The organism is Streptomonospora litoralis, assembly GCF_004323735.1.
GTDB lineage: Bacteria > Actinomycetota > Actinomycetes > Streptosporangiales > Streptosporangiaceae > Streptomonospora > Streptomonospora litoralis.
The window spans coordinates 5,451,352-5,476,799 of sequence record NZ_CP036455.1 but is presented as its reverse complement, the minus strand read 5'-3'; the positions used below and the strand labels follow the sequence as shown (position 1 = coordinate 5,476,799).

The 25,448-nt window shown below is 71.4% G+C and carries 21 protein-coding genes; 10 read left to right on the top strand and 11 right to left on the bottom strand.

Annotated features, from left to right (window positions below; genetic code table 11):
- Window positions 1–34: 34 nt before the first annotated feature.
- A complete protein-coding gene (locus EKD16_RS23355; protein ID WP_131101438.1) occupies window positions 35–2,341 on the bottom strand; it encodes a serine/threonine-protein kinase in 2,307 nt (768 codons plus the stop codon).
- Between the two features lie 408 nt (window positions 2,342–2,749).
- On the opposite strand from EKD16_RS23355, the gene EKD16_RS23350 reads away from it, so the two are divergent.
- The 4 genes from EKD16_RS23350 (at window position 2,750) to EKD16_RS23335 (ending at window position 6,739) form a co-directional block, all read left to right on the top strand.
- Window positions 2,750–3,535: a DUF2625 domain-containing protein gene (locus tag EKD16_RS23350; protein ID WP_131101436.1), complete on the top strand. Its 786-nt coding sequence runs from the start codon at window positions 2,750–2,752 to the stop codon at window positions 3,533–3,535.
- Between the two features lie 620 nt (window positions 3,536–4,155).
- On the top strand, window positions 4,156–4,551 hold the full coding sequence (locus EKD16_RS23345) for a group I truncated hemoglobin (protein WP_242677139.1): 396 nt from the start codon (window positions 4,156–4,158) through the stop codon (window positions 4,549–4,551).
- Between the two features lie 260 nt (window positions 4,552–4,811).
- A complete protein-coding gene (locus tag EKD16_RS23340; RefSeq protein ID WP_131101432.1) occupies window positions 4,812–5,954 on the top strand; it encodes a globin domain-containing protein in 1,143 nt (380 codons plus the stop codon).
- A complete protein-coding gene (locus EKD16_RS23335; RefSeq protein WP_131101430.1) occupies window positions 5,951–6,739 on the top strand; it encodes a DivIVA domain-containing protein in 789 nt (262 codons plus the stop codon). The genes EKD16_RS23340 and EKD16_RS23335 overlap by 4 nt, the downstream gene beginning before the upstream one ends.
- A gap of 271 nt (window positions 6,740–7,010) precedes the next feature.
- Here the strand turns inward: EKD16_RS23335 and EKD16_RS23330 are convergent, their stop codons facing one another.
- The 3 genes from EKD16_RS23330 to EKD16_RS23320 form a co-directional block, all read right to left on the bottom strand.
- Entirely contained in the window at window positions 7,011–8,813 is a 1,803-nt protein-coding gene (locus EKD16_RS23330) for a glycoside hydrolase family 6 protein (protein ID WP_131101428.1), read from the bottom strand.
- 255 nt (window positions 8,814–9,068) lie between these two features.
- Window positions 9,069–11,996, bottom strand: a complete 2,928-nt coding sequence (locus EKD16_RS23325) for a glycoside hydrolase family 48 protein (RefSeq protein ID WP_131101426.1) — start codon at window positions 11,994–11,996, stop codon at window positions 9,069–9,071.
- 595 nt (window positions 11,997–12,591) lie between these two features.
- On the bottom strand, window positions 12,592–13,188 hold the full coding sequence (locus EKD16_RS23320; RefSeq protein ID WP_131101423.1) for a TetR/AcrR family transcriptional regulator: 597 nt from the start codon (window positions 13,186–13,188) through the stop codon (window positions 12,592–12,594).
- 89 nt (window positions 13,189–13,277) lie between these two features.
- On the opposite strand from EKD16_RS23320, the gene EKD16_RS23315 reads away from it, so the two are divergent.
- The gene (locus EKD16_RS23315; RefSeq protein WP_131101421.1) at window positions 13,278–13,742 is read left to right on the top strand and encodes a nuclear transport factor 2 family protein; all 465 of its coding nucleotides are present in this window, start codon (window positions 13,278–13,280) and stop codon (window positions 13,740–13,742) included.
- A gap of 21 nt (window positions 13,743–13,763) precedes the next feature.
- On the opposite strand, the gene EKD16_RS23310 is transcribed toward EKD16_RS23315, so the two are convergent.
- On the bottom strand, window positions 13,764–14,084 hold the full coding sequence (locus EKD16_RS23310; protein WP_131101419.1) for a YrhK family protein: 321 nt from the start codon (window positions 14,082–14,084) through the stop codon (window positions 13,764–13,766).
- A 264-nt stretch (window positions 14,085–14,348) separates the two neighbouring features.
- Between EKD16_RS23310 and EKD16_RS25555 the strand changes: the two genes are divergently transcribed.
- Window positions 14,349–14,810: a hypothetical protein gene (locus tag EKD16_RS25555; protein WP_165498650.1), complete on the top strand. Its 462-nt coding sequence runs from the start codon at window positions 14,349–14,351 to the stop codon at window positions 14,808–14,810.
- A gap of 25 nt (window positions 14,811–14,835) precedes the next feature.
- Here EKD16_RS25555 and EKD16_RS23300 read toward each other — a convergent pair whose 3' ends face one another.
- Both EKD16_RS23300 and EKD16_RS23295 read right to left on the bottom strand, forming a co-directional pair.
- Window positions 14,836–15,807 (bottom strand): sulfotransferase family protein, encoded by a 972-nt coding sequence (locus tag EKD16_RS23300; protein WP_131101417.1) that lies wholly within the window; start codon window positions 15,805–15,807, stop codon window positions 14,836–14,838.
- Window positions 15,808–16,127: 320 nt separating this feature from the next.
- On the bottom strand, window positions 16,128–16,373 hold the full coding sequence (locus tag EKD16_RS23295; RefSeq protein ID WP_131101414.1) for a hypothetical protein: 246 nt from the start codon (window positions 16,371–16,373) through the stop codon (window positions 16,128–16,130).
- Window positions 16,374–16,888: 515 nt separating this feature from the next.
- On the opposite strand from EKD16_RS23295, the gene EKD16_RS23290 reads away from it, so the two are divergent.
- A complete protein-coding gene (locus tag EKD16_RS23290; protein ID WP_131101412.1) occupies window positions 16,889–17,209 on the top strand; it encodes a hypothetical protein in 321 nt (106 codons plus the stop codon).
- Window positions 17,210–17,239: 30 nt separating this feature from the next.
- Window positions 17,240–17,386 carry a hypothetical protein gene (locus EKD16_RS25550; protein WP_165498649.1) on the top strand — a complete coding sequence of 49 codons (147 nt, stop codon included), beginning with the start codon at window positions 17,240–17,242 and terminating at the stop codon, window positions 17,384–17,386.
- A 106-nt stretch (window positions 17,387–17,492) separates the two neighbouring features.
- Here the strand turns inward: EKD16_RS25550 and nhaC are convergent, their stop codons facing one another.
- Together nhaC and EKD16_RS23280 are read right to left on the bottom strand one after the other, a co-directional pair.
- Window positions 17,493–19,052, bottom strand: a complete 1,560-nt coding sequence (nhaC, locus tag EKD16_RS23285) for a Na+/H+ antiporter NhaC (RefSeq protein ID WP_131101410.1) — start codon at window positions 19,050–19,052, stop codon at window positions 17,493–17,495.
- Between the two features lie 36 nt (window positions 19,053–19,088).
- On the bottom strand, window positions 19,089–20,237 hold the full coding sequence (locus EKD16_RS23280) for a trans-sulfuration enzyme family protein (protein ID WP_131101408.1): 1,149 nt from the start codon (window positions 20,235–20,237) through the stop codon (window positions 19,089–19,091).
- Window positions 20,238–20,570: 333 nt separating this feature from the next.
- Here EKD16_RS23280 and EKD16_RS23275 point away from each other — a divergent pair, with 333 nt between their 5' ends.
- Window positions 20,571–21,395 carry a FadR/GntR family transcriptional regulator gene (locus EKD16_RS23275; RefSeq protein ID WP_131101406.1) on the top strand — a complete coding sequence of 275 codons (825 nt, stop codon included), beginning with the start codon at window positions 20,571–20,573 and terminating at the stop codon, window positions 21,393–21,395.
- Between the two features lie 83 nt (window positions 21,396–21,478).
- Here EKD16_RS23275 and EKD16_RS23270 read toward each other — a convergent pair whose 3' ends face one another.
- Both EKD16_RS23270 and EKD16_RS23265 read right to left on the bottom strand, forming a co-directional pair.
- Complete coding sequence (locus EKD16_RS23270; RefSeq protein ID WP_131101404.1) at window positions 21,479–22,135, bottom strand: response regulator; 657 nt, start codon at window positions 22,133–22,135, stop codon at window positions 21,479–21,481.
- 17 nt (window positions 22,136–22,152) lie between these two features.
- On the bottom strand, window positions 22,153–23,640 hold the full coding sequence (locus EKD16_RS23265) for a sensor histidine kinase (protein ID WP_165498648.1): 1,488 nt from the start codon (window positions 23,638–23,640) through the stop codon (window positions 22,153–22,155).
- 205 nt (window positions 23,641–23,845) lie between these two features.
- Here EKD16_RS23265 and EKD16_RS23260 point away from each other — a divergent pair, with 205 nt between their 5' ends.
- Window positions 23,846–25,438, top strand: a complete 1,593-nt coding sequence (locus EKD16_RS23260; protein WP_165498647.1) for a serine hydrolase domain-containing protein — start codon at window positions 23,846–23,848, stop codon at window positions 25,436–25,438.
- The last annotated feature ends 10 nt before the right edge of the window (window positions 25,439–25,448 follow it).

Below are 25,448 nucleotides of genomic sequence, written 5' to 3'. Positions count from 1 at the left end.
GATCCTCGCTGGCATCCGTTGAGATCATGGCATATCAGCAGCGGACCGGGTCGGGCCTTTCCACACCCGCGCGTCGGAGCGAGGGGAGCATATGCCGTGGGTGCGCCGAAAGGACGAATGAACGCGCGTAGCCTCGACCCGCGGACCCATCCGACGCGAGGTCTTTTCGTCCCGTATATGTGGTTCTCTTGCTGAGGACAAGTGCCCGGGAGAAGCCGCGGAAAACGTGGCACGGGTCGGCGGGACGACCGGATTCGCGGGTTATTAGGGCACATGCGGACGAATCGGTCGGCGGATCGCGGGGCTTGAGGGTGACGGCATAACCCGGTTCGTCCGACGGTGCCTGGCGTCTCCGGTCGGCGGGGGCGGGCTCGCCCGGATACGGCATCCCCGTTCGTGTTCCAGGTTCGTGTGCGAGCGGTATCGCCGACTCGTTCGGCCCTACCCGCCGTGGGTGGCAGCCGGTCGGCCGGTCGGCTGCCGCTGCTGCGGTGACGGTGTGTATCCGGCGTCGTCTTCGGCCGGGTCGGCCGGCTCGCCTGGATCGGGGGAGTCGGTGCCGTGCGGGTCGGCAGTCTGGTGGCCAGTGGGTTCGGGATGGCCGGTCGGCGCGGGTTCGGAGGCCCAGCCTGGAGTTTCGCCGGGCGGCGCGGCGGTGGCGGGAGCGGTCTCGCCGGTGTCCGCGGGTGTCCACTCCGGCACGGGATCCGTACCGGAGGACGCGGAAACCCGAAGGAGAGACCGTCGGTGCCACCTCGCCCGCCGGATCCGCGGTTTCCGGGCCCGGGCCGGACAGCGTGTCCCAGGCGAGCCTGCCGCCCAGGACGAGCGCGAACAGCAGCAGTGCGGCGGCGACGCTCCACTCGGCCCGGCGGCGGCCGGGTCCGTGCCTCGCCGAGGAGTCGCGGCGGGTGCCGCCGTATGGAGGGCCGTCCGCGGAGCGCGTCCCCCGATGCGGTGTCCCCGGTTCGCCTGCAGCGGTGCCCGCGATCGGGTGACCGCCGCCGCCCCCGGAGCCGCCGCCGTCGGTCGCGCCGCGATGGGCGGTGCTGTCTCCGCCGGTCGCCTGACCGTGTTCGGCCGGCCCGCTTGCCGCTCGGACTCCGGCCGCGGGGTCGGGGAACCCCGGCTCCGCCGGTCCCGCGCCCGAGCGGGCCGCTCCGCGATCGCCGCGGGCACCTTCCGCCGCACGCGTGCCGGAATCGCCGGGCCCCGACGCTTCGCGAGCGGCGTCCGTCGCGTCCGCCGCACGCACCTGCCGGTTTTGGCCCTGGGACGCCCCGGCATCGGACCGCGCCGCGGCCTCCATCCGGCCGGGCGGGGCCGCGGACGGCTCGCCCGCCGCACCGGCGCCGTCCGACGGCGCCTCCCCGCCGCCGAGCGCCGTCGCCCCCGCTCCACCTGCCGCGGCGCCGGCCCCCGCACCCGGCAGTGCCGCCAGCGCCGCGGTGTCGGCGATGCGGGGCTGCGCCCGCGTGGCCGCTGTATAGCCGTCCCGAAGGACCGCGGTGGCCTCGGTTCCGCCGTGCGCCGCGACGTCGCGGCCGATCAGGGCGCCCAGCACCTCCAGTGCAGTCGGCCGCCGGTCGGGGGCCTTGTCCAGGCACACCTCCAGCAGCGGGCGCAGCCGCTCGTTCACGCCCTCCAGTCCGGGAGGGGCGTGCAGCACGCTGTGGATGACTTCCGAGACGCTTCCGCCGCCGAACGGTGACGCCCCGGTCGCCGCGTAGACCATCACCCCCGCCCACGCGAACACGTCGGTGGCGGCCTCGACCCGGCGGCCGCGGATCTGCTCGGGAGCCATGTAGGCCGGGGTCCCCGATATCGAACCGGTCTGAGTGAGGGTGGCGTCGGTGGAGCGCGCTATGCCGAAGTCGATGACCCGCGGGCCGTCGGGTCCCAGCAGGATGTTGGCCGGTTTGAAGTCGCGGTGGACGACGCCGGCCTCGTGGACGGCCACCAGGGCGGTGGCCGACGCGATGGCGAGTCGGTCCAGGGCGCTGCCGCGGTGCGGGCCGTCGCGTTTGACGGACTGGCGCAGGGTCGGCCCTGCCACGTACTCGCTGGCGACGTAGGGCGGGTCGGAGTCGAGGTCGCAGGCCAGCACCGCCGCGGTGCAGAACGCCGCGACCTTGCGGGTGGCCGCGACCTCTTTCGCCAGACGGGCGCGCACGCGGTGGTCGGCCGCGGCCCACTCGCCGCTGAGGACTTTGACGGCCGCCCGGTCGCCGTCGGGGGACTCGCCCAGGTAGACCACTCCCTGGCCGCCTTGGCCGAGGCGCTCGCGCAGGGTGTAGTCGCCGATGCGGTCGGGGTCGTCGGGACGCAGTGGACTGGTCAAGCGCGTGCTCCCCTCCACGCGGCGCGGCGGTGCCGCGCATTCGCCGGAACCGCGCCGGGACGGCGACGCCGGGCTCGCGGCCCTGCTGACAGAGAACCACACCGCGCCCTGACCTGCCCGCCACACAACCCTTGCCCGTGAGCGGACGGGCCTTGCTCCCTACCGCGCCGTCGGCGCCGCGGGGAACCGGGACGGGCGGCCCCTGCCGCGGCCCGTGCCCTGCCCGGATGCCCTCCTTGCACGTTCACCGGCTAGGACGTCGGTCGGGACTTCCCGGTTCGACGTTTCACGGGGCGCTCGGCGGTGGCGGCCGCAACCGGCCAGCCCGGTTGTCGTTTCCACCGGTCATCGCCGTGCGTACGCTGTCCACCCCTGCCGTGTTGCGGTGTGCGATGCGACGATGGAGGCATGCGCGCGCTCGGAGAGCTGATCGATGTCCCGGAGTCGGCCTGGCCCGCTCTCGAAGCGGAGATCGCGAGCAGTTCCGTGCCCGTGCGGGTCCTGCCTGCCGACCGGCCGCGGCGCGGGCGCTCGTGCCTGCTTCAGCTGCAGGTCACCGTGCGCTCGGCGCTCGGCGCCATCGCGCTGCACTCCGGCGGACTGCTGGTGGACTGCGGTTGGCTGCGCGTCTTCGGCGGCGCCGGCGCGCACTCCGACGAAGCTGACCAAGGTCTACCCGGCCTGGCCCAGGTCAACGGCTTCCCCGCCGAAGCGGAATCCGGCTGGCGGCCCGAGGGCGGGCTCGTCGTCGCCCACGATGTGCTCGGCGGCGTGTTCGCCATCAACGGCCCCGACGCCGAGGACGTCGGACGCCCCGGAGATCCGGGCGAGATGTCCTACTTCGCCCCTGACACCCTGGAGTGGGAGCCGTTGAAGATGGGCCACGGCGCCTGGCTGTCGTGGGCGCTCTCCGGTGGCCTGGAGCGGTTCTACAGCGGACTGCGCTGGCCCGGCTGGCGCGAAGAGGTCGGCGGACTGTCACCTTCCCACGGGATCTCCGTGTACCCCTATCTCTGGTCGGCCCAAGCGCAGGAGGACATCGCCGCGACGTCGCGGCGCCCGGTCCCGATGGCCGAGCTGATCGGCCTGAACAGCGAGTCCACCGCCCGGATCGGGGTGGCCCCGCCGGGCTTCCTCGGTTGCCATCAGGGCCACACCCGCGAGCCGGCCGACCGCTTCGCGGACGGTGGCTAGCGTATGCCGCATCCCGCCGGCCCAGGGTGACTGGTGGCCGTAGGGGGAACGCCGGTCGGCACCGGCACCGGAGCGGCCACGCGCCTGCGACGGCCCGCACCGAGTCGGAGGTCCGACCGTCGGATGTCAGATAAGTCGCTGATACGGCAATGAGGTGCTGTGTCTGTGTCTGTGATGTCGATATCGCCTTCTGATTCGACATCCGGGCCCTCCGCCGTCTCCACCGCCACCCTTGCAACCCGATGTGTCCGACATTCCGGACTAATCCCATTCGCATGTCGAGCCCACTGCCGTGCGGACACCCAATGCCGCATTTCCGGGCAAAGTGCCGCGCTCTGCGCCCCGTCACACGCCCCCGCAGCCGCCTGCTGCCACGGCGCCGACGACGGGGTGAGGTGGGATAAGACCTAAGGTCCCGAAAGCACCAGACGCCCCCAAGTCGTCAGTCTGCGCCAGGTATACGTGCAAACGCATGTACTCCCGAGAAGGTGCTTTGAACACCGAAAACGCTCACAATCCCCCCAGGTTTTGACGATTCGGTAACGGCGTCTGTAGTGTTCCCCACCGAGTTCTCTCGCGCATCTCCCTTCCCTCCCCCCTCTCCTGTTGAGGTGCCTAACGTGACGAACGATTCCGTCAGCATTTACGAACGCATTGGCGGCCACGACGCCCTTACCGTCGTCGTCGACGACCTTTACGTGCGCATCATGGACGACCCGAAACTCGCCGGTTTCTTTACAGGAACGAACCTGGCCAAGCTCAAGGGCCGGCAGGTCGAGTTCTTCAGCGCCGCGCTCGGCGGCCCGGACGTCTACGACGGCGGCCCCATGGGCGCCGTGCACCGCGGCCGCGGCATCGAGCAGGCCCACTTCGACCTGGTGGCGGCCCACCTCATCGACGCGCTCAAGGCGGCCGGCGTGCCCGGCGAGACCGTCGACGAGATCGTCGGGGTCGTGGCGCCGCTCTCCGACGACATCGTCGGCGGCTCCGACACCGCCCGCTCCGCAGCGGACTGACCCCCGCACGGACCCTCCGGGCGGCGACCGCCCGCGGTGCGCTCAGCGGCGCCGCCCTCCCGCAGAGGTCCCGACGCACCACCGCGCGAGCACCGCGACGCCGTCCGCGCCCGCGGCCCTGCTCGCCTCGCGGCGCCTGCGTGCCGCGACCGCGCGGTGCGCTGACCACTCCTGCCACATGCCCGGGCACATACGGTGCGCCGCCGGCGAGGCACCGCAAAGCCCCGCAGCGCCCGGAGCACTCCGTAAGGATCTGATACGTGGATGTCACGCGGCTGAAGGACAGCTGGAAGAAGGTCGCGGCCTACGGTGACGAGGTACCGCTGTTCTTCTACTCCACACTGTTCCTGACCCACCCCGAGACCAGACGGCTGTTCCCGGTGAGCATGTCCGCCCAGCGCGACCGGCTCGTCGGGGCGCTCGGCCGGATCGTCTCCGACGTCGACCGGGTCGACGAGCTCGCGCCCTTCCTCCAGCAGTTGGGGCGCGACCACCGCAAGTTCGCCGTCGTAGCGGAGCATTACCCCGCTGTCGGCCAGGCCCTCCTGCACACGCTGGCGCATTTCCTTGGCCCCGACTGGAAACCGGAACTGGCCGAGGACTGGAGCGAAGCCTACGGCCTGGTCGCCAAGGTCATGACCGAGGCCGCCGACGAGGCGGCGCAGACCACCCCGCCCTGGTGGGACGCGCGCATCATCAAGCACGAGCGGCGCACAGCCGACGTCGCGGTGCTCAGCGTGCAGCCGGAGTACGAGCTCGACTTCATCCCGGGCCAGAGTGTGGCCGTGGAGTCGCGCCTGCGGCCCAACGTGTGGCGCTACTACACCCCCGCCAACGCACCGCGCCGCAACGGCACCCTCGACTTCCACGTCCGCCTGGTCGGCGGCGGCCCGCTCAGCACAGCCCTGGTCCAGGGCGTGCAGCCCGGCGACGTGCTGCGGCTGGGCTCCCCGGTGGGTGACCGGCTCACCCCCGGCCGCGACCGCGACGTGCTCATGGTCGCCGGCGGAACCGGGCTGGCGCCGTTCAAGGCCGTCTTGGAGCGCATGCGCACCGAGGCGGCCGAGGGCGGACCGCGCCGCCGGGCGCACCTGTTCGTCGGCGCCCCCTACGCCCGCGACCACTACGATTACCCTGCGCTGCACGAGATGACCAGGGAGTGCCCGTGGCTGCGCGTCGTGCCGTGCGTGTCACGGGAGGCGGCGCGGCCTGGAGCCGAGGCCGGCGACGCCGTCGACGTCGCCGTGCGCTACGGCCCCTGGTCGGCGGAGGACGTCTACGTCTGCGGTTCGCCCGAGATGGTCTCCGGCAGCCTGCAGCGCCTCGCCGAGGCGGGCGTCGCCCGGGACCGCATCCGTTACGAGGACTTCGACAGCACCAGCACGAGCGGAGGAAATCCGTGACCGCACGCGAGGACACGGGCCCGATGAACCGGTCCCACCAACGGCTGAGTCCCGAACGCATCCGTGCCCAGGAGTTCTCGCGGACCTCGCTGGGGCGGCGCGGGTACAACGAGGAGGAGGTGCGCGGGTTCATCGGCCGAGTCGCCGAGGACATCGCAGCCAGCGACGCCGAGAAGGCCAGCCTGCGCGCCGAGATCGACCGGCTGCGCAGGCGCTACCGCGAGCAGAACAACTCCGCCGCCGCCACCGAGGGCCCTCCGGCCGACGCGGTCAACCTTCTCTCGGCCGCCCAGCAGCAGGCCGACGCCTACGTCGCACAGGCGCAGGAGTACTGCCGCCAGCTCACCGACCAGGCCCGCCAGCAGGCCGACGACATCCTGGTGGAGGCCCGCGACCAGGCCGGCGCCGCCGCCGAGGAGGCCGCGCGCGGCTACCGGGCGAGGTCGGGCTCCTCCTATGACGCGGACCTGGAGGAGATGGAGCGCCGCGTCGCCTGGATCCAGACGTTCTGCCGCGCGGTGCAGATCCAGATGCAGGCGGCCAGCGACGCCTTCTCCAAGGAGATCGCGCGGCTCAGCGACTTCTCCGCCGAGACCGCGGCCCGCGACGACGGCGACGCGGGCGCCGGCCAAGCGCGCCACGGCCGTCGGCAGGAGCCCCAGCCCCACGGCGGGATCGGGCCGGAGGCCGACGCCGTCTACCAGCAGCGCCACGGGGCGCCCGCCGGGCAGGAGCGTCGCAGCGGCGCCGAGGGCACCACCTACGCCGCCTGGCCGCAGCACTGATACCGGGGCTTCCGGCCTCTCCGCCAGGTCTTAGGGAGGAACCCTCCGCGTGATCGCGAGGGTTCCTCCCCGACGCCGCGTGTACGAGGGGGCTCGCACTGAGCAGGCTCGCTTGGCGGCGAGCCGGCGTCGGCGCTGCGCGCCCGCCCCGTAGCGCGACTTTCGTGGTGGTCCCGCCGTGCACATGAAAACGCCGTGCCCCCGGGTGGCACCACCCGGGGGCACGGCTCGCTGTGCGAACAGCGGGTTTTGCTAGTTACGCGTCATCCTCTCACTGGACGGGCGGGTGGGCGTTGGCCAGCAGCTCCTGGAACTGCGCGGAGAACCAGTGGCCGGCGATCGGGGCGTTCGGCAGCGCGCCGGAGGCGCTGTTGCCGTTGCGGACGTTGCCCTCGTAGGTGGGGTCGCACATCCGGTCGAAGCCCTTGCCCTCGTCGTTCGGGATCTCCTCGCTGGAGCCGTCGGACTCGCCGGGCGGCTTGATCCAGGTGTAGGCGTCGATGCCCGAAGCGGGAGCAGCCTGCGGACGCTCGCCCAGGCCCGCGCCGGACTGGTTGCACCAGTTGCCGGCGTGGATGCGCCGGTCGATCCGGCTCTCCTCGATGAACGTGTTCAGGTCGCTCGACGAGCTGGGCGCGGTCGGCCGCTGGTCGCCGCCCCAGCCGTTGCGGGAGGTGTCGATGAGCATGCCGATGTCGGAGTTGAAGCCCTGCGACACCGCCTCGGAGCGCAGCCCCTGCGCGAAGGACTGCTCGTCGACGTACTGGTTCCAGTCCACCCAGTCGGACTGGCGCACCTGCTGGCCGCCGACCGTGTCGCCGACGTCGAAGTGCTCCTCGACCAGCGCCGAGTAGTTGGCGGTGTTGACGGCGAAGCCGTGGACGTCGTCCACCGTGGCGCCGGCCGTGGTCGCCGCGTCCATGAACACCTCGACGGAGGCGCCCAGGTTGTTGTCCCAGCCGATCCAGCCGTGGTGGCCGGCGTCGACGTAGTTGTACACGTTGGGGATCTCGCCCAGCTCGCTCAGCGCGTAGCCGACGCCCTCGACGTAGTTGCCGTTCTCCTTCATGATGTCGCAGTTCTCGGTGGCCGTCTCGCGGCTGCCGACGTTGGTCACCAGGTTCGGCAGCGAGTCCGGCTCGATGATGGTGGCGATCCGCAGGTTGGAGTACTTCTCGTCATCCATGATGTTTGCGATGACGTCGATGTAGTCCGACTTGTACTTGCCGATCTCCTCCTGGCCGAGCGTGCCGTTGGAGGCCAGGGCGGCGCAGTCGCGGCCGGGCAGGTTGTAGATGACCACCTGGATGGTCATCGGCTGGTCGCCGGCCTGGGCGACGGCCTCGTCGAGGTGGTCGCGCAGACCGTAGCTACCGGTGGTCTCGCTGTTGTTGCCCTCGATCGCGCTGATCCGGTCCAGCCAGACGGCGGTGGACTCGTCGGCGATGGCTTCGCCGCCGGGCTCGCTGGCCGCGTTGTCCGACCACACCGGGTTGACGTACAGGTCGGCACCCACGAACGGGTTGTCGACCCGCTCACCCGGATCCGGGTCCGGGGTGGGGTCCGGGTCCGGGGTGGGATCCGGGTCCGGGGTGGGATCCGGGTCCGGAGTGGGGTCCGGGTCGGGGTCGCCGCCGCCGGTGCTGCCGTCACAGGTCACACCGTTGAGCGTGAACTCCGCGGGGGCGTCGCCGCTACCGGATCCGTTGAATCCGAACTGGGCGGTGCCGTCGGTGCCGATGGAACCGTTCCACCCGGAGCCCGTCGCCGTGACGGTCTGCCCCGACTGGCTGAGATCGGCGTTCCAGCCGTTGGTGACCTGCTGGTCTCCGGGGAAGTCCCACTCCAGATCCCAGCCGCCCTCGATCGGGTCACCGAGGTTGGTGATCGTGACGTTGGCCGTGAATCCGGAGTTCCACTCGTTGGCCACCGAGTAGTCCACCTCGCAGCCTTCGGCCGCATAGGCGGGGGCAGCCACGCCGAGCAGTCCCGCGCTCATCGCGAGCGCGGATACGCCCGCCACGGTCTTGGCCGAGAGCCATCGGGAACGCCCGCTGGGGGGCTGTGGACTCATTGATCCTCCTTGTTCGTGACCCCCGACCGGAGCGGGCCGGAACGGCGGGCCGTATGGGGATGGGGAGGTGGTGCACCGGGGCCCGGGTGGACCCCGGCACGGTGGCCGCCGGGACTTCGGCGCCCGGCGGCCGGTCCGGGTCGGCGTTCAATGCTCAGCGCCGTTGTGACGCGGAACACGAGGCCCCGCCGATCCGGAGGTCATCGGACCGGGTGCCGCGGAGGCGTGGGCCGCCGCGGCACCCGCCTGCCGGCGTCAGCCGAACAGGTTGTCGTGCGTGGCGAAGGCGGTTGCGATCTCCGCCTGCGACCAGAACCGGTGATAGGTGAACGTGGGCGCTTCCCCGTCAGGGTTCTCCAGGTATTCCTGGACCTTGGGCCACTGCGGGTCGTCCCGGTAGAAGGAGCGGATGGAGGTGAAGGTGGCGCCCGGCTCGACCGCGTCGCCGTTGGGCATCGTGCCCGAGAAGCCCTCGGGAACGTAGACCTCGTCGTCGAAGCGTTCGTAGTCGCCCCGCTGCTCGGGGACGGTGATGCCGATGTCGTCCTCGTTGGCGATCAGGGCGTCCAGCAGGCCCTCACCGGTGGTGCGGGCATCGGTGTCGCCCGACGCCGCCGCGTAGTACAGCAGCGTCTTGGACAGCGAGGCCGCGACGCCGACGTCCTGGTTCTGGCTGACCACCTCGACGTGCAGGTCGGGGTTGCCGGTGTAGCTGCCGTCCCAGGTGTCGGGCTGGCCGGACCACTCCATGTCGCCGGGGACAGCGAACTCGCCGCCCGAACCGACGTCGGTGTGCTCGATGGCCCAGGGCACCCATTTTTCCAGGATCTGCCCGGCGCGCTCGTTGCCGGTCTCGTAGTAGAGCTGGGCGACGCGCTCCATGCCCCACACCTGGAAGCCGAACCAGTTGTTGGACGGCGGGTCGTGCCAGACCGGCTGCCAGTCGTAGTACATGCCGTAGAACTGCGACTGCTGGACGTCGGACGGCGGCTGCTCGTAGCTGCCCGCCCAGCTGTTGGTCGCGCCGCCGGCGAGACCGCCTTCGGAGGACTGCAGCCACTGCATGAACTCCAGCTGCCGGTCCATGCTGGTCGACCAGTCCTCGGCTGCCGTGGGCGAGTCCGGTTGCAGCGCCTCGCTCTCCGAGAGCGCGTAGGCCGCCATCGGGTTCTGATAGCCCTGGTGGGAGGAGCTGCCGCCGATGCGCCAGGCCCACGGGTACTCCGCGGACTCCATCGCGCCGCCCCACGCGTAGTACCAGGACATCAGGTAGTGGGCGCTGTTCTTGCCCTGACCGGCGGCGCAGTCCTGGGCGCCGACGCAGTCCCCGATCTCCTTGAAGTACTTGTCGTACATGGAGTAGCGCAGGTAGTCGCCCATCTTGGCGGCGTCGTCGACGACACCGGAAATGGCGTCGGCGTTGCCCTGCTCCTCGGCCCACTTGTTGGCCAGGTAGGCCACCTGCACCGCGCGCGCGTCGGCGTCGGGTGCGTTGGTGTAGCGCCACTGCTGAGCGTAGGAGTCGTCGTCGGTGTACAGGTCGAGGAACCCGTTCTCACCGCCGTGGTCGAACGTCTCGCACGAGGGGTGCGGCACGGTCTCCCACACCGACTCCTGCGACCCGCGCTGGAAGGTGTTGATGTAGGCGGGGGCGTCGTCGGTGCCGTCGCCGCAGAAGCCGTAGCCGTAGGTGTTGTCGACGTCGAGCAGCCAGTGCATGCCGTAGACCTCGTCGGTCCCGTACGTGCTGCTCAGCTCCTCGGCCAGCGGGTCCTCACCGACCGGCACGCTGTCGTCCAGCGGCGAGGGGTAGCCCTGCGGCGTGTCCTGCTCGGGGATGTAGGTCGCCGGCGACGACGGGTCGTAGGAGCCGTTGGTGGGCTGGTCCTCCGTGCCCGGGATGATGTACTCCTCCAGCGACGTCCAGGCGTCGTTGAAGGGGCCCCACTCGCCGGTGACGCGCCCGTAGCTGGCCTCCAGCCACAGGTAGTAGCTGAACGCCTCGGAGGTGGTGTTGTGCCCGTGGTCGGGCGCCTCCACGATCAGGGTCTCCACCGAGTGGTAGGGCACCAGCCCGTTCTCGAACTCGCGGAAGTAGCCGCTGGCGGGGTCCTTGATCTTCTCGTACTGCTCCAGGAACGCCGCCTCGTAGTCCGAGGTGGAGGCGTCGATCTCGGTGACCTCGACCTCGGTCGAGCCGTAGCCGTCGCCGGAGGCGGTGAAGACCGCGGAGGCCAGCGAGCCGCCGTTGTCGGCCGAGGAGACGGTGACCTCCTGCTCGGTGTCATAGTTGTCGGCGGTGAAGGTCAGCGAACCGCCGGAGGAGACACTGAGGTCGGAGCTGCCGCCGGTGCGCGAGACGCCGACGTCCACCGCGGAGTCGGGCGCGTTGGACAGCGTGACGTCGAAGGTGACCTCGCCGCCCTGGCGGACGCTCACGTTGGCGGGGGTGGCCACGATCTCGGGCTCGTCGATGACCTCGACGGCGGTCGGGTCGGAGGTGGTCTCCGCACCGGCGTCGTCGACCGCGGTGGCCGTCACCGAGTAGGGGCCGGTCTCGGCACCCGACCAGGTGGCGGTGTAAGGCGCGGAGGAGTCGGTGCCGATCTCGGTGCCGTCGGCCTCGAAGACCACCTGCTCCACGGAGCCGTCGCCGTCCGAGGCGTCGGCCGCGAGTTCGATGTCCTCGCCGGACAGGAACGTCGAGCCGTCCGCGGGCGAGGTCAGACTCACCTCGGGAGGCTGGTTCTCCGGGGTGCCGCCTCCGCCGCAGACGGAGCCGTTGAGGGTGAACTCCGCGGGCTCCCCGTTACCGCCGCTGAGGCTGCCCTGGAAGCCGACCGTCACGGACTCGCCGCTCTCCAGGTCGGGATTCCAGCCGGGGCCGGTGACGGTGACGTCGGCGCCGCTCTGGCTGAAGTCGCCGCTCCAGCCGTTGGTGACCTGCTGGCCGTCGGGGAACGCCCAGCCCAGCGTCCAGCCGGGGACGGGGTCGCCCTCGTTGTTGAGCGTGACGTTCGCGGTGAACCCGCTGCCCCACTCGTTGGTGATCTCGTAGTCGACGGAACACTCCGTCGCCGCGAACGCGGGTGAGGTGGGCGCCAGGGCCGCTACGAGCCCTGCCGCCAGCCCGCCCGCTAACAGCCGCCCGAGCGGCCATCGGGTCAAGAGCCGGGAACCCATGGTGATGGAGTACCTCCAGTTTCTTTGCAAGACCCCGCCGGGGCGGCGGGGACGTGGGGGATGCGCCCGGGGAGGGCGGTCGAACCTGGCGGTGGGCATGGTGCGTAGGCGCGGCGACGCTGCGTAGTCGCCTCAGCCGACGCGTGTGGTCCGTGCTGTCGGTCGCCGGGGGCCGGCGGTGCAGACGGATCGGGCGGAATTATGGCGCGGTGCGGTCCGCGGGGCGGGCGCCGCGCCCGGGATGGGGGATGCCGGGGACGGATGCCGGGACGGGGACAGGGGGATGGCGAAAGGGGGTCGCGGGGGATGTCGTATGGGGGATGTTGTATGGGCTGGGAGCGCTCCCAAAGTACCTGGATACCGTGGGAATACGCCCGGCCGGGTCTGGTTGTCGTCGATCGCCATGATCTGAGTCACTCTTGGGAGCGCTCCCAATTACAGTAGCCAGATCAATTCGGCATGTAAACCGTCCGTGTCGTTTTTCCCGTGTCGATCGCCCGCAACCGCCGCGCCGCCGGGTGTTTGCCGTGGTCGCGGGGTTGCGCGGTGAATCGGTTCGATCGGGCTCGGCGGCCTGGCACGGTGCCGCGGGGCGTCACACCAGGCGGGCGAAGGCGGCGTCGACGTCGGCGGCGAGGCGGGCGGGATCGCCGCCGGCGGTGGCGTGGCCCGCGTAGTAGCAGGCCAGGGCGGTTTCGGCGGCCAGCCGTGCGGTGCGTACGTCGGCCCCTCGCTCGACGAGCAGGGTGGTCATGGCCTCCGCGTAGCGGCGCTGCTTGAGCAGGCTGCGGGCCCGCAGTTCCGGTGTCTCGGCGACGATGCGCTCGTGCAACCGGTAGGCGGCCGGGTTCTCGGTCATCCGTGCGACCAGCAGTGCCGCGAACCGCCGCAGGTACGCCAGCGCGTCGGGCAGTGAGTCTCCGATCGGATCCGGGGCGGGGAGACGGCGCGCCTCCTCGGCGACCGCGGTCTCGATGTCGGGGTCGTCGCCGAAGACCACCTCCTGCTTGTCGCCGAAGTGGCGGAAGAACGTCGCCCGCCCGACCTCGGCGCGTTCGGCGATGTCGGCGACGGTCACGCCCTCGAAGCCGTGTTCGGTGAACAGCTCGAAGGCGGCCTCGACGATCGACTCGCGCGCACGCCGCCGCTTGCGCTCGCGCAGCGAGTCCTCCACAGGGCTGGGCCGGTCCATGAAGCCATTCTAGACACCGGGCACTCCGTCTCTTATGATACTAAGCATCAAACGATACGCAGTATCATATTCACGACGGAGGTCCGGTTATGACGGACAGCAGCGCCCACCCGGTCGCGGACGGTTCGGCCCTCGGCGGTGCGCACGCGGCAGAGGCCCGCACTCGGGCGTTCCTCGCAGCGCTTGAACGCAAGGACGTCGCGGAGCTGGAGCGCTCCCTCCACCCGCAGGCCACGCTCACCATCGCGCTCTCCCTCACGGGCGCGCCGGAGGCCGCCGGGCACTTCGCGGGCAAGGCGGAGGTCTTGGGCTATCTGCGGGGGATCACCGAGGGCATGGACCGCATCGCCTTCACGGACGTCCGCGTCAGCGCCACCGCGGCAGGCGACACGACGTTCGTGCAGACCACGGGCGCTTTCACCACTGCGGACGGGCGGCCCTACAACAACGTCTACGTCATGCGCCTGGACTGGCGGGAGGGGCTCCTCGCGCACGTCGACGAGTACGGCAACCCCGTCACCTACACCAGCGTCTTCGGCGAACCCGCCGCCTGACCGCCACGCGCCCCGTCGGCGTCAGAAGTCCTGCGACGACTCCGGCGAGGCGGCCGGGCCGACCGTGCTGCCCGCGGCCGTCCGCGAGCGCACTCCCTGTACGTGCATGTGCCGCGACATGCGGATGAGCGGGCGGATGAGCAACTCCACACTGCCCGCGACGAAGCACCAGGTGCCCCAGTACTCCCAGGCGGGGGAAAAGAACATGACGCTGCCGACGATGAACCACAGTGCGATCAGAGCGTCGTTGACGATGCTGACCGCCTCGTACCGGCGGCGGACCACCAGTTCCTCGCGTCCGATCCGGAGCACGAGATCCGCGCCCGGCTTGGACTCCGCCATCGCGTCCACCTCCCCCGATTCCCGGTATAGCCACTACTGCCCGCCCGCCGAGGTGGCGATACGTGCCGGGCCGCGGCTCGGCGGGTGGTGCGCGCAGTGGTCGGCGGTTTCGGCGCGTGGCGAAGGGCCTGCGCCCTGACCGAATCTTTCGCCCCGGCTGAGAGCGACGCCATACGGACACCGGTTCGGCCGGGGCCGCGGACCGCGGCTAATCTCTGCGTGAAACCGGATAAGCCGGATCGGCCGGGATATCACAGGGGTCCTATGAACAACGGCACGTCTTCGCCCGCCGCGGCCGATCCGCAGCCGCCCTGGCGCACGACGGTAGGGCGCCTGCTGATGGTGGCGGCGGCCGTGAGCGCACTGGTCGCCGCCGCGGGCGCGCTGCCGACCGTGCTGGCGGCCGGCCCCGAGCAGCTGATGGCCCAGACCTGGCGCCTCTACGGCTTCCTCGTCTTCGCAGCGCTCTTCGGCCTGCTGGCGCTGCGTCCGCTGCACTACCGCTGGGTGTGGGAGATCGTCATCGCCAACAAGGTGCTGCTGTCCGTCACCGCCGGGGCGTTCGTCCTCGGCGGGCAGGGCGTGGTCGGCGCGGCGGCGGCCGCGATCGCCGACGGCGTGCTCTCGGTGGTCGTCGTGGCCGCCTACATCCTCTGCCGGGGATGGCGTGCCGGGCCGCGGCGAGCAGACCGGACCGGTCCCGGATCCGCCGCGGCCGCCGCATGAGGGCACCGGCCCTTTCGCGATCCGGTCAGGCGTAGCCCCACAGCTCGGCGTAGCGTGCCAGCTCGGGCGGCAGCTCCTGAGTGCTGTCGAGCTCGCGCGGCGCCTGGATGCGGCCGGTTTTGATGTTGGTGCTGCGGTCGCCGAGGTTGGGGGCGATCTTCCCGTGGTCGTGCTCGCCGTAGTCGAGCATGCCCGGTTCCCAGTCCACGTCCAGGTACATGCAGAGCTTCTGCATGGCCGCCTCGGGGTCCGCGGTGAGGTCCTCGTACCGCATGAAGTGGCCCTCCAGCGTTGTGCGGGCCTTCTCCAGCGGCTCCAGGTACTTCAGGACGTTGGCCTCCAGTTGCTCCCTGGCGCTCTTGTTGGATTTGCGGTCGGCCAGCGAGGCGATGATCCCCTCGGGGTGGCGCACCAGGAAGATGAACCGGGCCTGCGGCCAGGCGTGGCGCAGCCGCTCCCAGACCCAGACGTTGCCGGGCGTCTTGTCGACGATGACGTCCTTGCCGCTGCGGCCCATCTCCAGATGCAGCAGCCGGTCCCACAGCACGTGTTCGAGCTCCAGCCTGTCCAGGCCGAGTTCGCGCATCGACGTGGTGGAGAAGCCTTCGAGGAGCTGCACCTCCAACGTGCGCAGATGCAACTCGTGCGGGGCGCGGATCCGGGAGTGGCTGTTCAGCAGCATCCGCAGCAGCGTGGAACCCGAGCGGATCGGACTGAGCACGAAGACCGGCGAGGTGACGTGCCGCGCCACGATCGGCACGCCGAACTCGAACTCGACGGTCTCCTTCGGCGGTCGCTTTGCCGCTTTGGCGGCGGTCGGCTTCGCGGGGACCGGCTTCGCCGCGGTCGCAGTCGGCTCGCCCGGCGCCTCGGCCTTCGCGTGCGGCGCCGCCACCCGCTCGGCCTTGCCGCGCTCGGGCAGGACGGACCTGGGCGGTCGCAGAGCCTCGCCGAGAAGTCGCGCCCTGCGCTTGAAACCCGTGTGCATGCCGTTCATCAGCCCTCGCCACCCTTTCTCGACCGGGTCGGAAACACTCAGCGGCCCGGCCGCACGGGGGAGCGTGACAGGCGCGGGGGATTCGCCAACGCAGGAAGATATGTCTCAGGGATGAGAGGAAAGTAAATATTAAATAAAAAGATCATAACGGGCGTAAACGCGCGACTTACTCAAAAGGCATATAGCGGTACGCGCGGTGACGGGCGCCCGGTGCTTCGATCACTCCGGCGGCGCCACCGCGTACGCAGGCGGGGCGCCAGGCCGGTGGCCGAGCCCGGTACTGAGGAACGCGGAGCGATGCACCCGCCGGCGACGCCGGCTCAGCTCTCCTCGTCGGCCTGTTCGCTGTCCGCGCCGCTGCGCCGATGCAGGCGGTGCAGGCGCACCGACGCCGTGAGGACGAAGGCCAGCGCGAACACCGCCGCCGCCGCCCCGGCCGCGCCCAGTCCTGCCTCCGACCGCGTCACCGCGGTGGCCAGGGCAGCGAGGCCGAACACACCGAGGGACAGGCCGGCGATGAGCTGCACCCGCATCTCCGAATCCGCGTCCCTGCCGCTCGCACGCATCCCGCTCCCTTCAACCGACCTGTCTAGGGCGTACCGAGGTGGCGGCTGGGCAAACGCGGTGATGGCAGGCGTTTCGCCGCGGCCGCCGGCGACCCGCCCGCGCCGTCGAGGCGATGGAGCACCACCTCCAGGTCACCCTGCACGAGATCCGGACCCGGCCCGACCCGGAGAACCCGGATTCGCCGGGAGCCTGAATCCTGCGGCCGACCGTCGCGCGACCGCGCGTCGATCGCCGGCACCGCCATGATCGGCATGGTGGGCGGCGCGACGCCCGGGGACACCTCGGAGGCGACGATGCGCCGCGCCCGGCGCATGAGCCAGGTTGCCCTCCTCGAACCGGAGGGCTGGACGGCCGGTCGCCGCCGACGCCGCGCCGCCGCTGTGGGTCACGGGCACCGTGCCCGAGGGGTGGCGCGGGGAGATGTCGCGCCGCCTGCCGGCCGCCTCCGCCGCGCCGTGCGCCGATTGGATGCCGACAGCGGATGGCGTGCCCCGGCGGCTACGTCTGGATCAACATGATCGGCGTCGCCGACGGCTGCATCGAGCTGGACGGCAAGCCGTCCACCGCCGACGGCGTCGTCGGGCGGTGCCGCCGGAACCGTCGATGGCGGCCGCACGTCGTAGGTTCCATGCCCGGATTGATGATCGCCCTCAGCACAGGAGTGCTGTTGATGTGCGCGCTTTTCGTGTTCACCCCGCGCCGAGCGTTGGCGCGCTATGTCTCCGCACGTTTCGAGGACCCCGAGGCGGTCCCGACCTCCCGGGACTGGGTGATCATCCGTATCTGCTTCGCGGCGCTGGGTCTGTCGATCGTGTACCTGATGGCGACGTTCTGACGGTGCGGCGCCGCGGCCGCGTTCAAGAAGGTGCTGCTCGACGTGTTCGCGGAGCGGGCGGTCCTGCGCCTCGCCCCGGAATTGCCGACGGTGCTGTGCGCGGCGCCCGCCGGAGCACCGCTGTACCGCTCACTGGGTTTCCAAACGGTCGCGGATTCCTACTGGTGGAGCCTCTGAGCGGTCGCGGCGCCGGCCCGTCCCGGCGCCCGAGGAGGCGGGGAGGCCCCGTCGCCCCTCCTCCTCGGGCCGCCGGTCCGCGCCGGCGGGCCGACGGCCGCGCGGCTCAGCGCGCCGTGCTCGCCTCGCCCGCGTCGTCGGCCGCGGCGCGCCCGTCGTCCGCGGCGTCCGCGGCGTCCCCCTTTGGCTCCCGCTCGATTCGGCGGATGCCGAAGTCCCGGGTCAGCGGCGCCAGGAAGGCCAGCAGCGCCGAGAACAGGAAGCCGCTCCAGTTGAAGACCGCCCACGGCAGGAAGTCGAAGTTGCCGACGCCCAGCGTGGTCGCGAAGAACACGCCGGAGACCGTCCACGGCATCAGCACCTCGGTGATCGTCACCGAGTCCTCCATGCTGCGCGACAGGTTGACGGGGTGGAGCCGCTGCCGTCGGTAGGGCTCCCGGTACAGGTCGTTGACCAGGAAGAACGTAACCAGGGCGTTGGACGTGCCGTTGATGATGGCGAATCCGGACAGCAGGGTCGTCGCCACCAGGCCGCCGGTGGACCTGAGCTTGCGGATCAGGCGCCCGAGCAGGATGCGCAGCACGTTGGAGTTCTCCAGCGCCGAGGCGAAGAAGAACGCGCAGAAGACGAAGAAGGCCGAGGAGTACATCGAGTACAGCCCGCCCCGCTCCAGCAGGCTCGTCAGCGTCTCCGACACGTCGCCGCCCGGCAGCATGTCGGTCGTGAACCCGGAGGTGGCGGCGGCGAACAGGTTGCCGAGGCTGAACCCCTGCACCAGCACACCCAGCAGCAGCGCGCTGATCGACGACACGAACAGCACGACGAGCGGCGGCTTTTTCATGATCGAACCGATCAGCACGACCGCCGGCGGGAGCAGCAGCAGCGGGTTCAGGGTGAACAGCCTGTTCAGCTCGGCGCTCGTCTGATCGAGGACGTTCAGATCGACCGAGGAGGCGCCGATCGACGACCCGGCGATGAGGAACACGGTGATCGCCAGCAGCGAGGAGGGCACGGCCGTGTAGAGCATGTGGCGGATGTGCTCGTACAGGTTGGCGCCGGCAGCCAGGGCGCTCATGTTGGTGGTGTCGGAGAGCGGCGAGAGCTTGTCGCCGAAGTAGGCCCCGGAGACCACCGCGCCGGCCGTGATCGCCAGTGATACGTCCATGGTTTCGGCGACACCGATCAGGGCGACGCCGATCGTCCCGCCGGCGCCCCACGAGGTCCCCGTGAAAGTCGCGACGATCGCGGTGACGATGAACGCGAGGACGTACAGGTAGGCCGGATCGATCAGCTCCAGGCCGTAGTGCACCATCAGCGGGATCGTTCCGGAGATCATCCACGTCCCGATGAGCATGCCGATGCTGAGCAGGATCAGGATGGCGGGCAGGGCGCGCTTGATCTTCTCGCCCATGCCGGTGACGATCTGGCCCATGCTCCGGCCGTGCCAGACGGCGAACAGCGCGAACACCACCCCCGCGAAGATGAGCATCAGCTCCGCGGGGTACTCCATGATGCCGATCCCGCCGACGAAGATCGCCACGGTGGCCACCACCGGGACCAAGGCGGTCGCCACGTTGGGTTGCGGCAGGTCCGCGGCCGCTGTGCCGTCGGCGGTCCCGGTGTCGGTCTCGGCTTCGGGACCGGCTTGCTCGTGGGGGGCGGTCATGCGATTCCTTTCGTCTTCGACCGGATGACCAGTCGGCTACAACTTGTCGAAGGCCCTTTCGAGGTCGTCGATCTGGTTCTCCGCGCCTTCCAGCCCCACGGAGAGGCGGATCAGGCCGGTGGAGAAGCCCTTGGCGCGCAGGTCGTCCTCGTTGCCCGGCCGCAGCGGCGAGGTGGCGAGGCTTTCGTAACCGCCCCAGCTGACCCCGATCCGGAAAAGCGACAGGCTGTCGAGGAAGCGGGCGACGCGGTCGAACGTGCCGTCCTTCAGGTCGAAGCTGAGCAGTCCGGAGAACCCGCTGAACTGATCGCGGACGACCGGTTCATCCGGCCGGTGATCGTGGTACGGGTGGTGCACCGCCTCCACCTCGGGCCGCGTGGTCAGAAAGTCGATCACCTGTTCCGCGCTGCGCTGATGCTCGGCCATCCGCACCGGCAGCGTCCGCAGCCCGCGCAGCACCATCGACGCCTCCAGTGCCGACATCACCGCGCCCAGCAGTTGGTGCCCCTTGTAGAACAGGTCCCGGACGACGGGCTTCGAGGCGACGACCACCCCGCCGACGACGTCGCTGTGCCCGCCGATGTACTTGGTCAGCGAATGGACGACGATGTCGATCCCGGCCGCCATCGGCTTCTGGAAGAGCGGAGTCGACCACGTATTGTCGACCGCGGTCGCGATGCCGTGCCGCCGCGCGATGCGCGCGATCGCGGCGAGGTCCAGTACCTGCATCCGCATGGTCCCCGGGCTCTCGGCGTAGATCAGTGCCGTGTTCGCGCGGATGTGCTCCTCGATCCCGGAGGCGTCGGCCCCGATCGCCTCGCCCGTGACGACGGAGTGCTCGATGCCGAAACCGCCCAGGTGTTCCGCGAGCTCCAGCGTCGGGCCGTAGACGTGGTTGACGAACAGCACGTGGTCGCCCTGCCGCAGCCGGCTCGTCAGCAGCGCGCTGATCGCGCCCATCCCCGACGCGAAACACTTTGCGGCCGCCCCGCCCTCCAGCAGCGCGAGCCGCTCCTCCAGGAACGCGACCGTGGGATTGGTGCCGCGGCTGTAGACGAAGTACTCGTCCTCCTGCGCCTGCTGCTCCACGAACGAGCGGAAGGACGGCTTGGCGAACAGGCTGGTCTGGAACACGGGGGGAGAGATCGACCCGTGCCCGCTCTCGGGGCCGTCCCACGCGCCCATGCAGATTTCCCTGTCGGACCTGTTCACCCCGAGCGCTCCCTTTCGGCGGAGATACGGGCTAAGCCGCGCCGCCGACGCGACCGTAACCCCTGCGACCTGGCACGACGCGCAGCCCGCGACTGATCGGTCTATCCTGTAATACAAGCTGCTAAGCAGTCAATAGTCCTGTTTGTCCAGATCTGTCGGTTCGTCGGCGTCGTTCTTGTCCCTGTAGTCAATGGAAATCGCATTGCGTGACTACCGGGGCACAATCAACGGGAAGGGGCGCCGCGCGGGCGTCTGTAGGCTGATGGCGCCGGAACATCCACTCAGCGAAGGGCGAGGCGAAGCAGAATGGGAGCAGCGTCCCCGGAGCCGTCGGAGCCGCAGCCAACGGGCGCCGCGGACCGCTCCGCGGAGACGGCCCGCCCCCAGCGCGCACGGCCGCACTCGCTGACCGCGCAGGTCGTCGCCTTCGTCGAGGAGTTGTGCGTCGGCCCCGACGCCAAGCCCGGCCGCCAACTGCCCTCTGAGAAGGAGCTGGCCGAGCGCTTCGGCGTCAGCCGGGTCGTGCTCCGCGAGGCCATGAAGACCCTGGAGACCAAGGGTCTGGTGCACCGCCGCCAGGGCAAGCCCGCGGTCATCGCCTCGCCGAACGCGCTGCCCGTGGAGAGCTTCGTGGCGCTGTCGGTGCTGCGCGACCGCCGGGCGCTGATGGAGTTCACCGAGATCCGCAAGGCACTGGAGGTGCACGGCGCCCGTCTGGCCGCGCAGCGGATCGCCGGTCCCGACGAGGAGGGCACCCGCCCGCACATCGAGCGGGCCCGCCGGTCCATCGCCGAGATGCGCGCCGACCCGCTCGACATGCCCACGCGGGTGCGCACCGACTTCGACTTCCACCAGGCCCTCGCCGAAGCCTCCGGCAACCGCAGCCTCGCGCAGATCCTCGGCGCGCTCGAACAGTCCCTCGCCGCCAGCCGCGAGGAGAGCCACCGCCGCTTCCTCACCACCGCCGAGGACCCCGCCGTCTCCGCCACCGAGCACGAGGTGGTGCTGGACGCCGTCCTCACCGGCGAGCCCGCCCGCGCCGTCGAGGCGATGGAGCACCACCTCCAGGTCACCCTGCACGAGATCCGGACCCGGCCCGACCCGGAGAACCCGGATTCACCGGGAGCCTGAATCCTGCGGACGGCCGTCGCGCGGCGCCGGCCGTTCATCCGTGCGACCGGCGGCCGGCCTGTCCCGCGGCGCCCACACCCGCCTCACTCCCTGCGGGACATCCCCGCCTCATGCGCCAGGATGGCCGCCTGCACCCTGTTCTGCAGGTCCAGTCGGGTGAGGATGGCGCTGACGTGGGCCTTGACGGTGTCCTCCGCCAGGTGCAGGTCCCGTGCGATCTCCGCGTTGGAGCGGCCCGTCCCCAGCGAGGCCAGGACGTCCTTCTCCCGGCGGCTGAGCGCGGCGACGCGCTCGCGTGCGGCGTGGGCCGGGGACGCCGGGCGGTCCCTGAGGTGGGAGATCACCCGCCGGGCCACCTTCGGCGAGAGGAACGCGCCGCCGTCGGCGACCGCGCGCACCCCGGCCATCAGCTCCTGCGGTTCGGCGGTCTTGAGCAGGAAGCCGCTCGCGCCGCCGTCCAGCGCGCGGGTGATGTAGTCGTCCTGACCGAACGTCGTCAGCATCGCGACCGCCGTTCGCGGCGACGCCTCCAGAATCCCCCCGATGGCGGTCAACCCGTCGGTGTCGGGCATCTGGATGTCGACGAGCGCGACGTCGGGGCGGTACCGCCGGGCCAGGTCGACGGTTTCGCGTCCTGTCCCGGCCTCGGCGACCACCTCGATACCGGAGTCGGCGGAGAGGATCGTGCGGATGCCGACCCGCATCAGGGGTTCGTCGTCGGCCAGCAGGATCCGGATCACCGGGTCCCCCTTTCTGCTCAGGTGCCGACGGGCACGGCCTCCTTGGCGACGAGCCGGCCTTCGGAGAAGCACAACCGGTACGCGGTGGCGGCCGCACCCGGCAGTGTGACTTCGGAGCGGTAGTACCGGCACCGCGCCTCACCGCCGGGCGCGCCGCCGCGCTCGGACGGCGGGTCGAGCATCCGCATCGCCGGGAGGACCGCCTCGACTCGGCGCTGCTCCTGGCCGACGTGCAGCCGTGCGAACTCCTCGGGCTCCAGCACCGACCGCGCGGAGACGTAGCCGTAATATCCCAGCCATGCCGCCGCCAGCACGGCGAGCAGCGCGACCGGCGCCGCGAGGGCCGCGCCCAGCGCGCGCCGCTGCGAAGCGGCGAAGCGGGACGCCTGCTCCGCCGACCGCCCGCCGCCCGCGCCGCCCGCCGCGGGCGCGGCGGCGCCCGGTGGCAGCTGTGCGACCACCTCGAATCCGCCGTCGTCGCGGGCCCCGGCCTCGACCTCGCCACCCAGCTGCCGCAGCCGCTCCGCCAGCCCGCACAATCCGCGTCCTCCGGAGACCGCCGCCGGCACCGTCGGCCCGGCCCGCCGCGCCGGTCCGTTGCGCACCCGCACCACGCGACCGCCGTGCGCGCCGTCCTCGGCGCGGACGGCCACCGCCGCGCCCGGCGCGTGCTTGGCCGCGTTGGTCAGCGCCTCCTGTACCACGCGGTACAGCGTCCGCTGCACCGCCTCGGGCTGCCCGTCGAGCAGTCCGGCGCCGTGCACCTCGACGTCCATGCCCGCGCCGCGCGCCCGTTCGACCAGTTCGCCGGGGCTCTGGCCCAGCGGTTCCCCGGCCAGCGGGTCGCCGGTCTTCCGCAGTATCCCGATGACCTCCTGCAGCCGCTCGACCGCACCGGCGGCGCCGTCCCGCACCTCTCCGGCGGCGCGGCGCAGCTCGTCCTCGCCGTAGTCCGGCGCGACCTGCATCGCACCGGCGCGCACCACGACCAGGCTGAGTTCGTGGCCGAGGGAGTCGTGCATCTCCTCGGCGATGCGGGCGCGTTCGCGCAGCCGCTCGCGCTCGGCCACCAGGTCGCGCTCGCGTTCAAGCAGTTCGGCGCGCCGCCAGCCGAAGGAGGCGGCCTCGGCGCGGCGCCGCAGGTAGCGGCCGAGCAGCCACGGCAGGACGGCGCAGACCACGACGGCCGCCGCAGCGAGGAAGGCGTGTGTCACCGTGCCCCCGCCGAGCGCCGCTGCCGCGGAGTGAGCCCCCATCAGCACCGCGAGCGCGCCCACCATGGCCGGCTCCCGGCCCTCCGCGCGGCCGATCACGAACGCCGCCGCGCCCATGGCGGGCGCGAGGACCGACACGGCACCCGCGCTGCCGACCGGCACGGCGACGGACACCGCGGACAGGGTCCCGAAAAGCGCGAACGCCGCCCACAGCGCGGCGCCGCGTACGACGGCGCCGTCGGCCCGCGGGCCGACGGACGAGCGGCGGGATGTTTCGTCGAGCGGCTGCACGGCCCAACGCTACAGAACCGGGGCGACCCTATCTTCGCCCGTCAGTGGGGGGTCGGCCGCTGCCGGGCGCCACGAAAGGGGGGGTGGTGCCGTGCACGCGGCCACGAAGGCGGCACCCGGGCGGGCACCGACGCGCGATGCCCGGCCGGGCGCCCGCTCCCTAGCGTTTTCCGGCAGTACATCCCGACGATCTGGGAGGCGACCGATGCGGGCTGTTGGACCCTCACCGCCACCGCACACACTCTCTCCGCGCCGCCGCGGGGCCCTGGGCGCCCTCGCGGCGTGCGCGGTCACCGCGCTCACCGTCCTGACGGGGCTCTGCCCGGCCGCCGTCGCGGACGAGACGGGCGCGACTGCCGCCGAGCTGGACCGCTTCGCCGAGCGCTACGTGGAACGCACCGGCCTGCCGGGCGCGACCGTCGCGGTCACCAAGGGTCAGGAGGTGGTGCTCACCGCCGGCTACGGCCATGCCGGCGACGGCGAGGCGCTGACGGCCCGCTCGCCGATGCGGATCGCCTCGCTGAGCAAGTCGTTCACCGCCCTGGCCGTTATGCAGCTGGTGGAGGCGGGCGAGGTCGAGCTGAATCGGCCGGTGCGGCGCTACCTCCCCGGGTTCCGCATCGACGACCCGCGCGGCGCACGGATCACCGTGCGCCAGCTGCTCGACCAGAGTTCGGGGATGTCGGACCGGACGTTTCCGGACGCCTCCCGGCCCGAGCAGCCGGACTCCCTGAAGGAGGCCGTCGCGCAGCTGCGCACCGCCGGGCTCGCCGCCGAGCCGGGGACCGACTGGAACTACCACAACCCCAACTACCACGTCGCGGCGCGGCTGGTGGAGGTGGTCAGCGGGCAGTCGTTCGGCACCTACCTGCGGCGAAAGGTCTTCGCGCCGGCCGGGATGGACGACACGGTCGCTGCCGAGGCGGCGGGCACGCCCGCCCCCGACAGCCTCGCCGACGGCCACATACGCGCCTACGGGATGAACATCCCCATGCCCGAACCCGACCACTTCAGCGCCGGTTCCGGAGGGATCGTGTCCACGGCCGAGGACATGGCGAAGTGGCTGATCCTGCAGCAGAGCGGCGGACGCGCGGCGAACCGGGAGCGCGTGGTCTCCGCGGGCAGCGTCGCCGAGATGCACACGCCCTCGGCGAACGAGGGCCGCTACGCGCTGGGCTGGATGCGGCGCGTGCCCGACGGGGCCGACCGCGCCCGGCAACCGCAGATCTGGCACGGCGGTTCGCTGTCCACCTACTCCGCCTACCAGTTCCTCGTGCCCGACACCGGCTACGGCGTCGCGGTGCTGTACAACAGCGGGATCACGCTCACCGAAGAGGACCTCTGGGGCCTGGCCGACGGCCTACTCGCGCTGACCGAGGGGCGCACACCTCCCCAGGGCGGCTCCTCGCTGTGGAAGATCGACGCCGTATTCGGCGCCCTCACCGCCGCAACCGCGGCTCTGGGTATCCGCGGGCTGCTGCGCAGCGGCACTTGGGCGACGCGCCGCCGCCGGCGCCCGATGTGGCGGGCCGCCGTCCGGCTGCTGCCCTATTCGTTCCCCCCGGCCCTGCTGGCGGTCTTCCAACCCGGCGTGGACTTCCTCATGGGAGGCCGCGACGCCACGTGGCTCCAGCGCTTCTACGCCGTCCCGGCGGAGCTGTCCTTCCTCGGCATCGCCGCCCTTACCTGCCTGGCGGTCGTCGCCGCCCGTATCGCGGCACTCGTCCGCGCGGCGCGGCGCTCAGCCCATGCAACCTCCGCACAGCGGGAAGCCGCAGATCCGTCCCACAGCACCTGACGCGGTGCCC

Coding starts and splice junctions, on each gene's coding strand:
- EKD16_RS23350 (WP_131101436.1), top strand. CDS start 2,750: ATGCGCGCGCTCGGAGAGCTGATCGATGTCCCGGAGTCGGCCTGGCCC.
- EKD16_RS23330 (WP_131101428.1), bottom strand. CDS start 8,813: ATGAGTCCACAGCCCCCCAGCGGGCGTTCCCGATGGCTCTCGGCCAAG.
- EKD16_RS23325 (WP_131101426.1), bottom strand. CDS start 11,996: ATGGGTTCCCGGCTCTTGACCCGATGGCCGCTCGGGCGGCTGTTAGCG.
- EKD16_RS23320 (WP_131101423.1), bottom strand. CDS start 13,188: ATGGACCGGCCCAGCCCTGTGGAGGACTCGCTGCGCGAGCGCAAGCGG.
- EKD16_RS23315 (WP_131101421.1), top strand. CDS start 13,278: ATGACGGACAGCAGCGCCCACCCGGTCGCGGACGGTTCGGCCCTCGGC.
- EKD16_RS23310 (WP_131101419.1), bottom strand. CDS start 14,084: ATGGCGGAGTCCAAGCCGGGCGCGGATCTCGTGCTCCGGATCGGACGC.
- EKD16_RS25555 (WP_165498650.1), top strand. CDS start 14,349: ATGAACAACGGCACGTCTTCGCCCGCCGCGGCCGATCCGCAGCCGCCC.
- EKD16_RS23300 (WP_131101417.1), bottom strand. CDS start 15,807: ATGAACGGCATGCACACGGGTTTCAAGCGCAGGGCGCGACTTCTCGGC.
- EKD16_RS23295 (WP_131101414.1), bottom strand. CDS start 16,373: ATGCGTGCGAGCGGCAGGGACGCGGATTCGGAGATGCGGGTGCAGCTC.
- EKD16_RS23290 (WP_131101412.1), top strand. CDS start 16,889: ATGATCGGCGTCGCCGACGGCTGCATCGAGCTGGACGGCAAGCCGTCC.
- nhaC (WP_131101410.1), bottom strand. CDS start 19,052: ATGACCGCCCCCCACGAGCAAGCCGGTCCCGAAGCCGAGACCGACACC.
- EKD16_RS23280 (WP_131101408.1), bottom strand. CDS start 20,237: ATGGGCGCGTGGGACGGCCCCGAGAGCGGGCACGGGTCGATCTCTCCC.
- EKD16_RS23275 (WP_131101406.1), top strand. CDS start 20,571: ATGGGAGCAGCGTCCCCGGAGCCGTCGGAGCCGCAGCCAACGGGCGCC.
- EKD16_RS23260 (WP_165498647.1), top strand. CDS start 23,846: ATGCGGGCTGTTGGACCCTCACCGCCACCGCACACACTCTCTCCGCGC.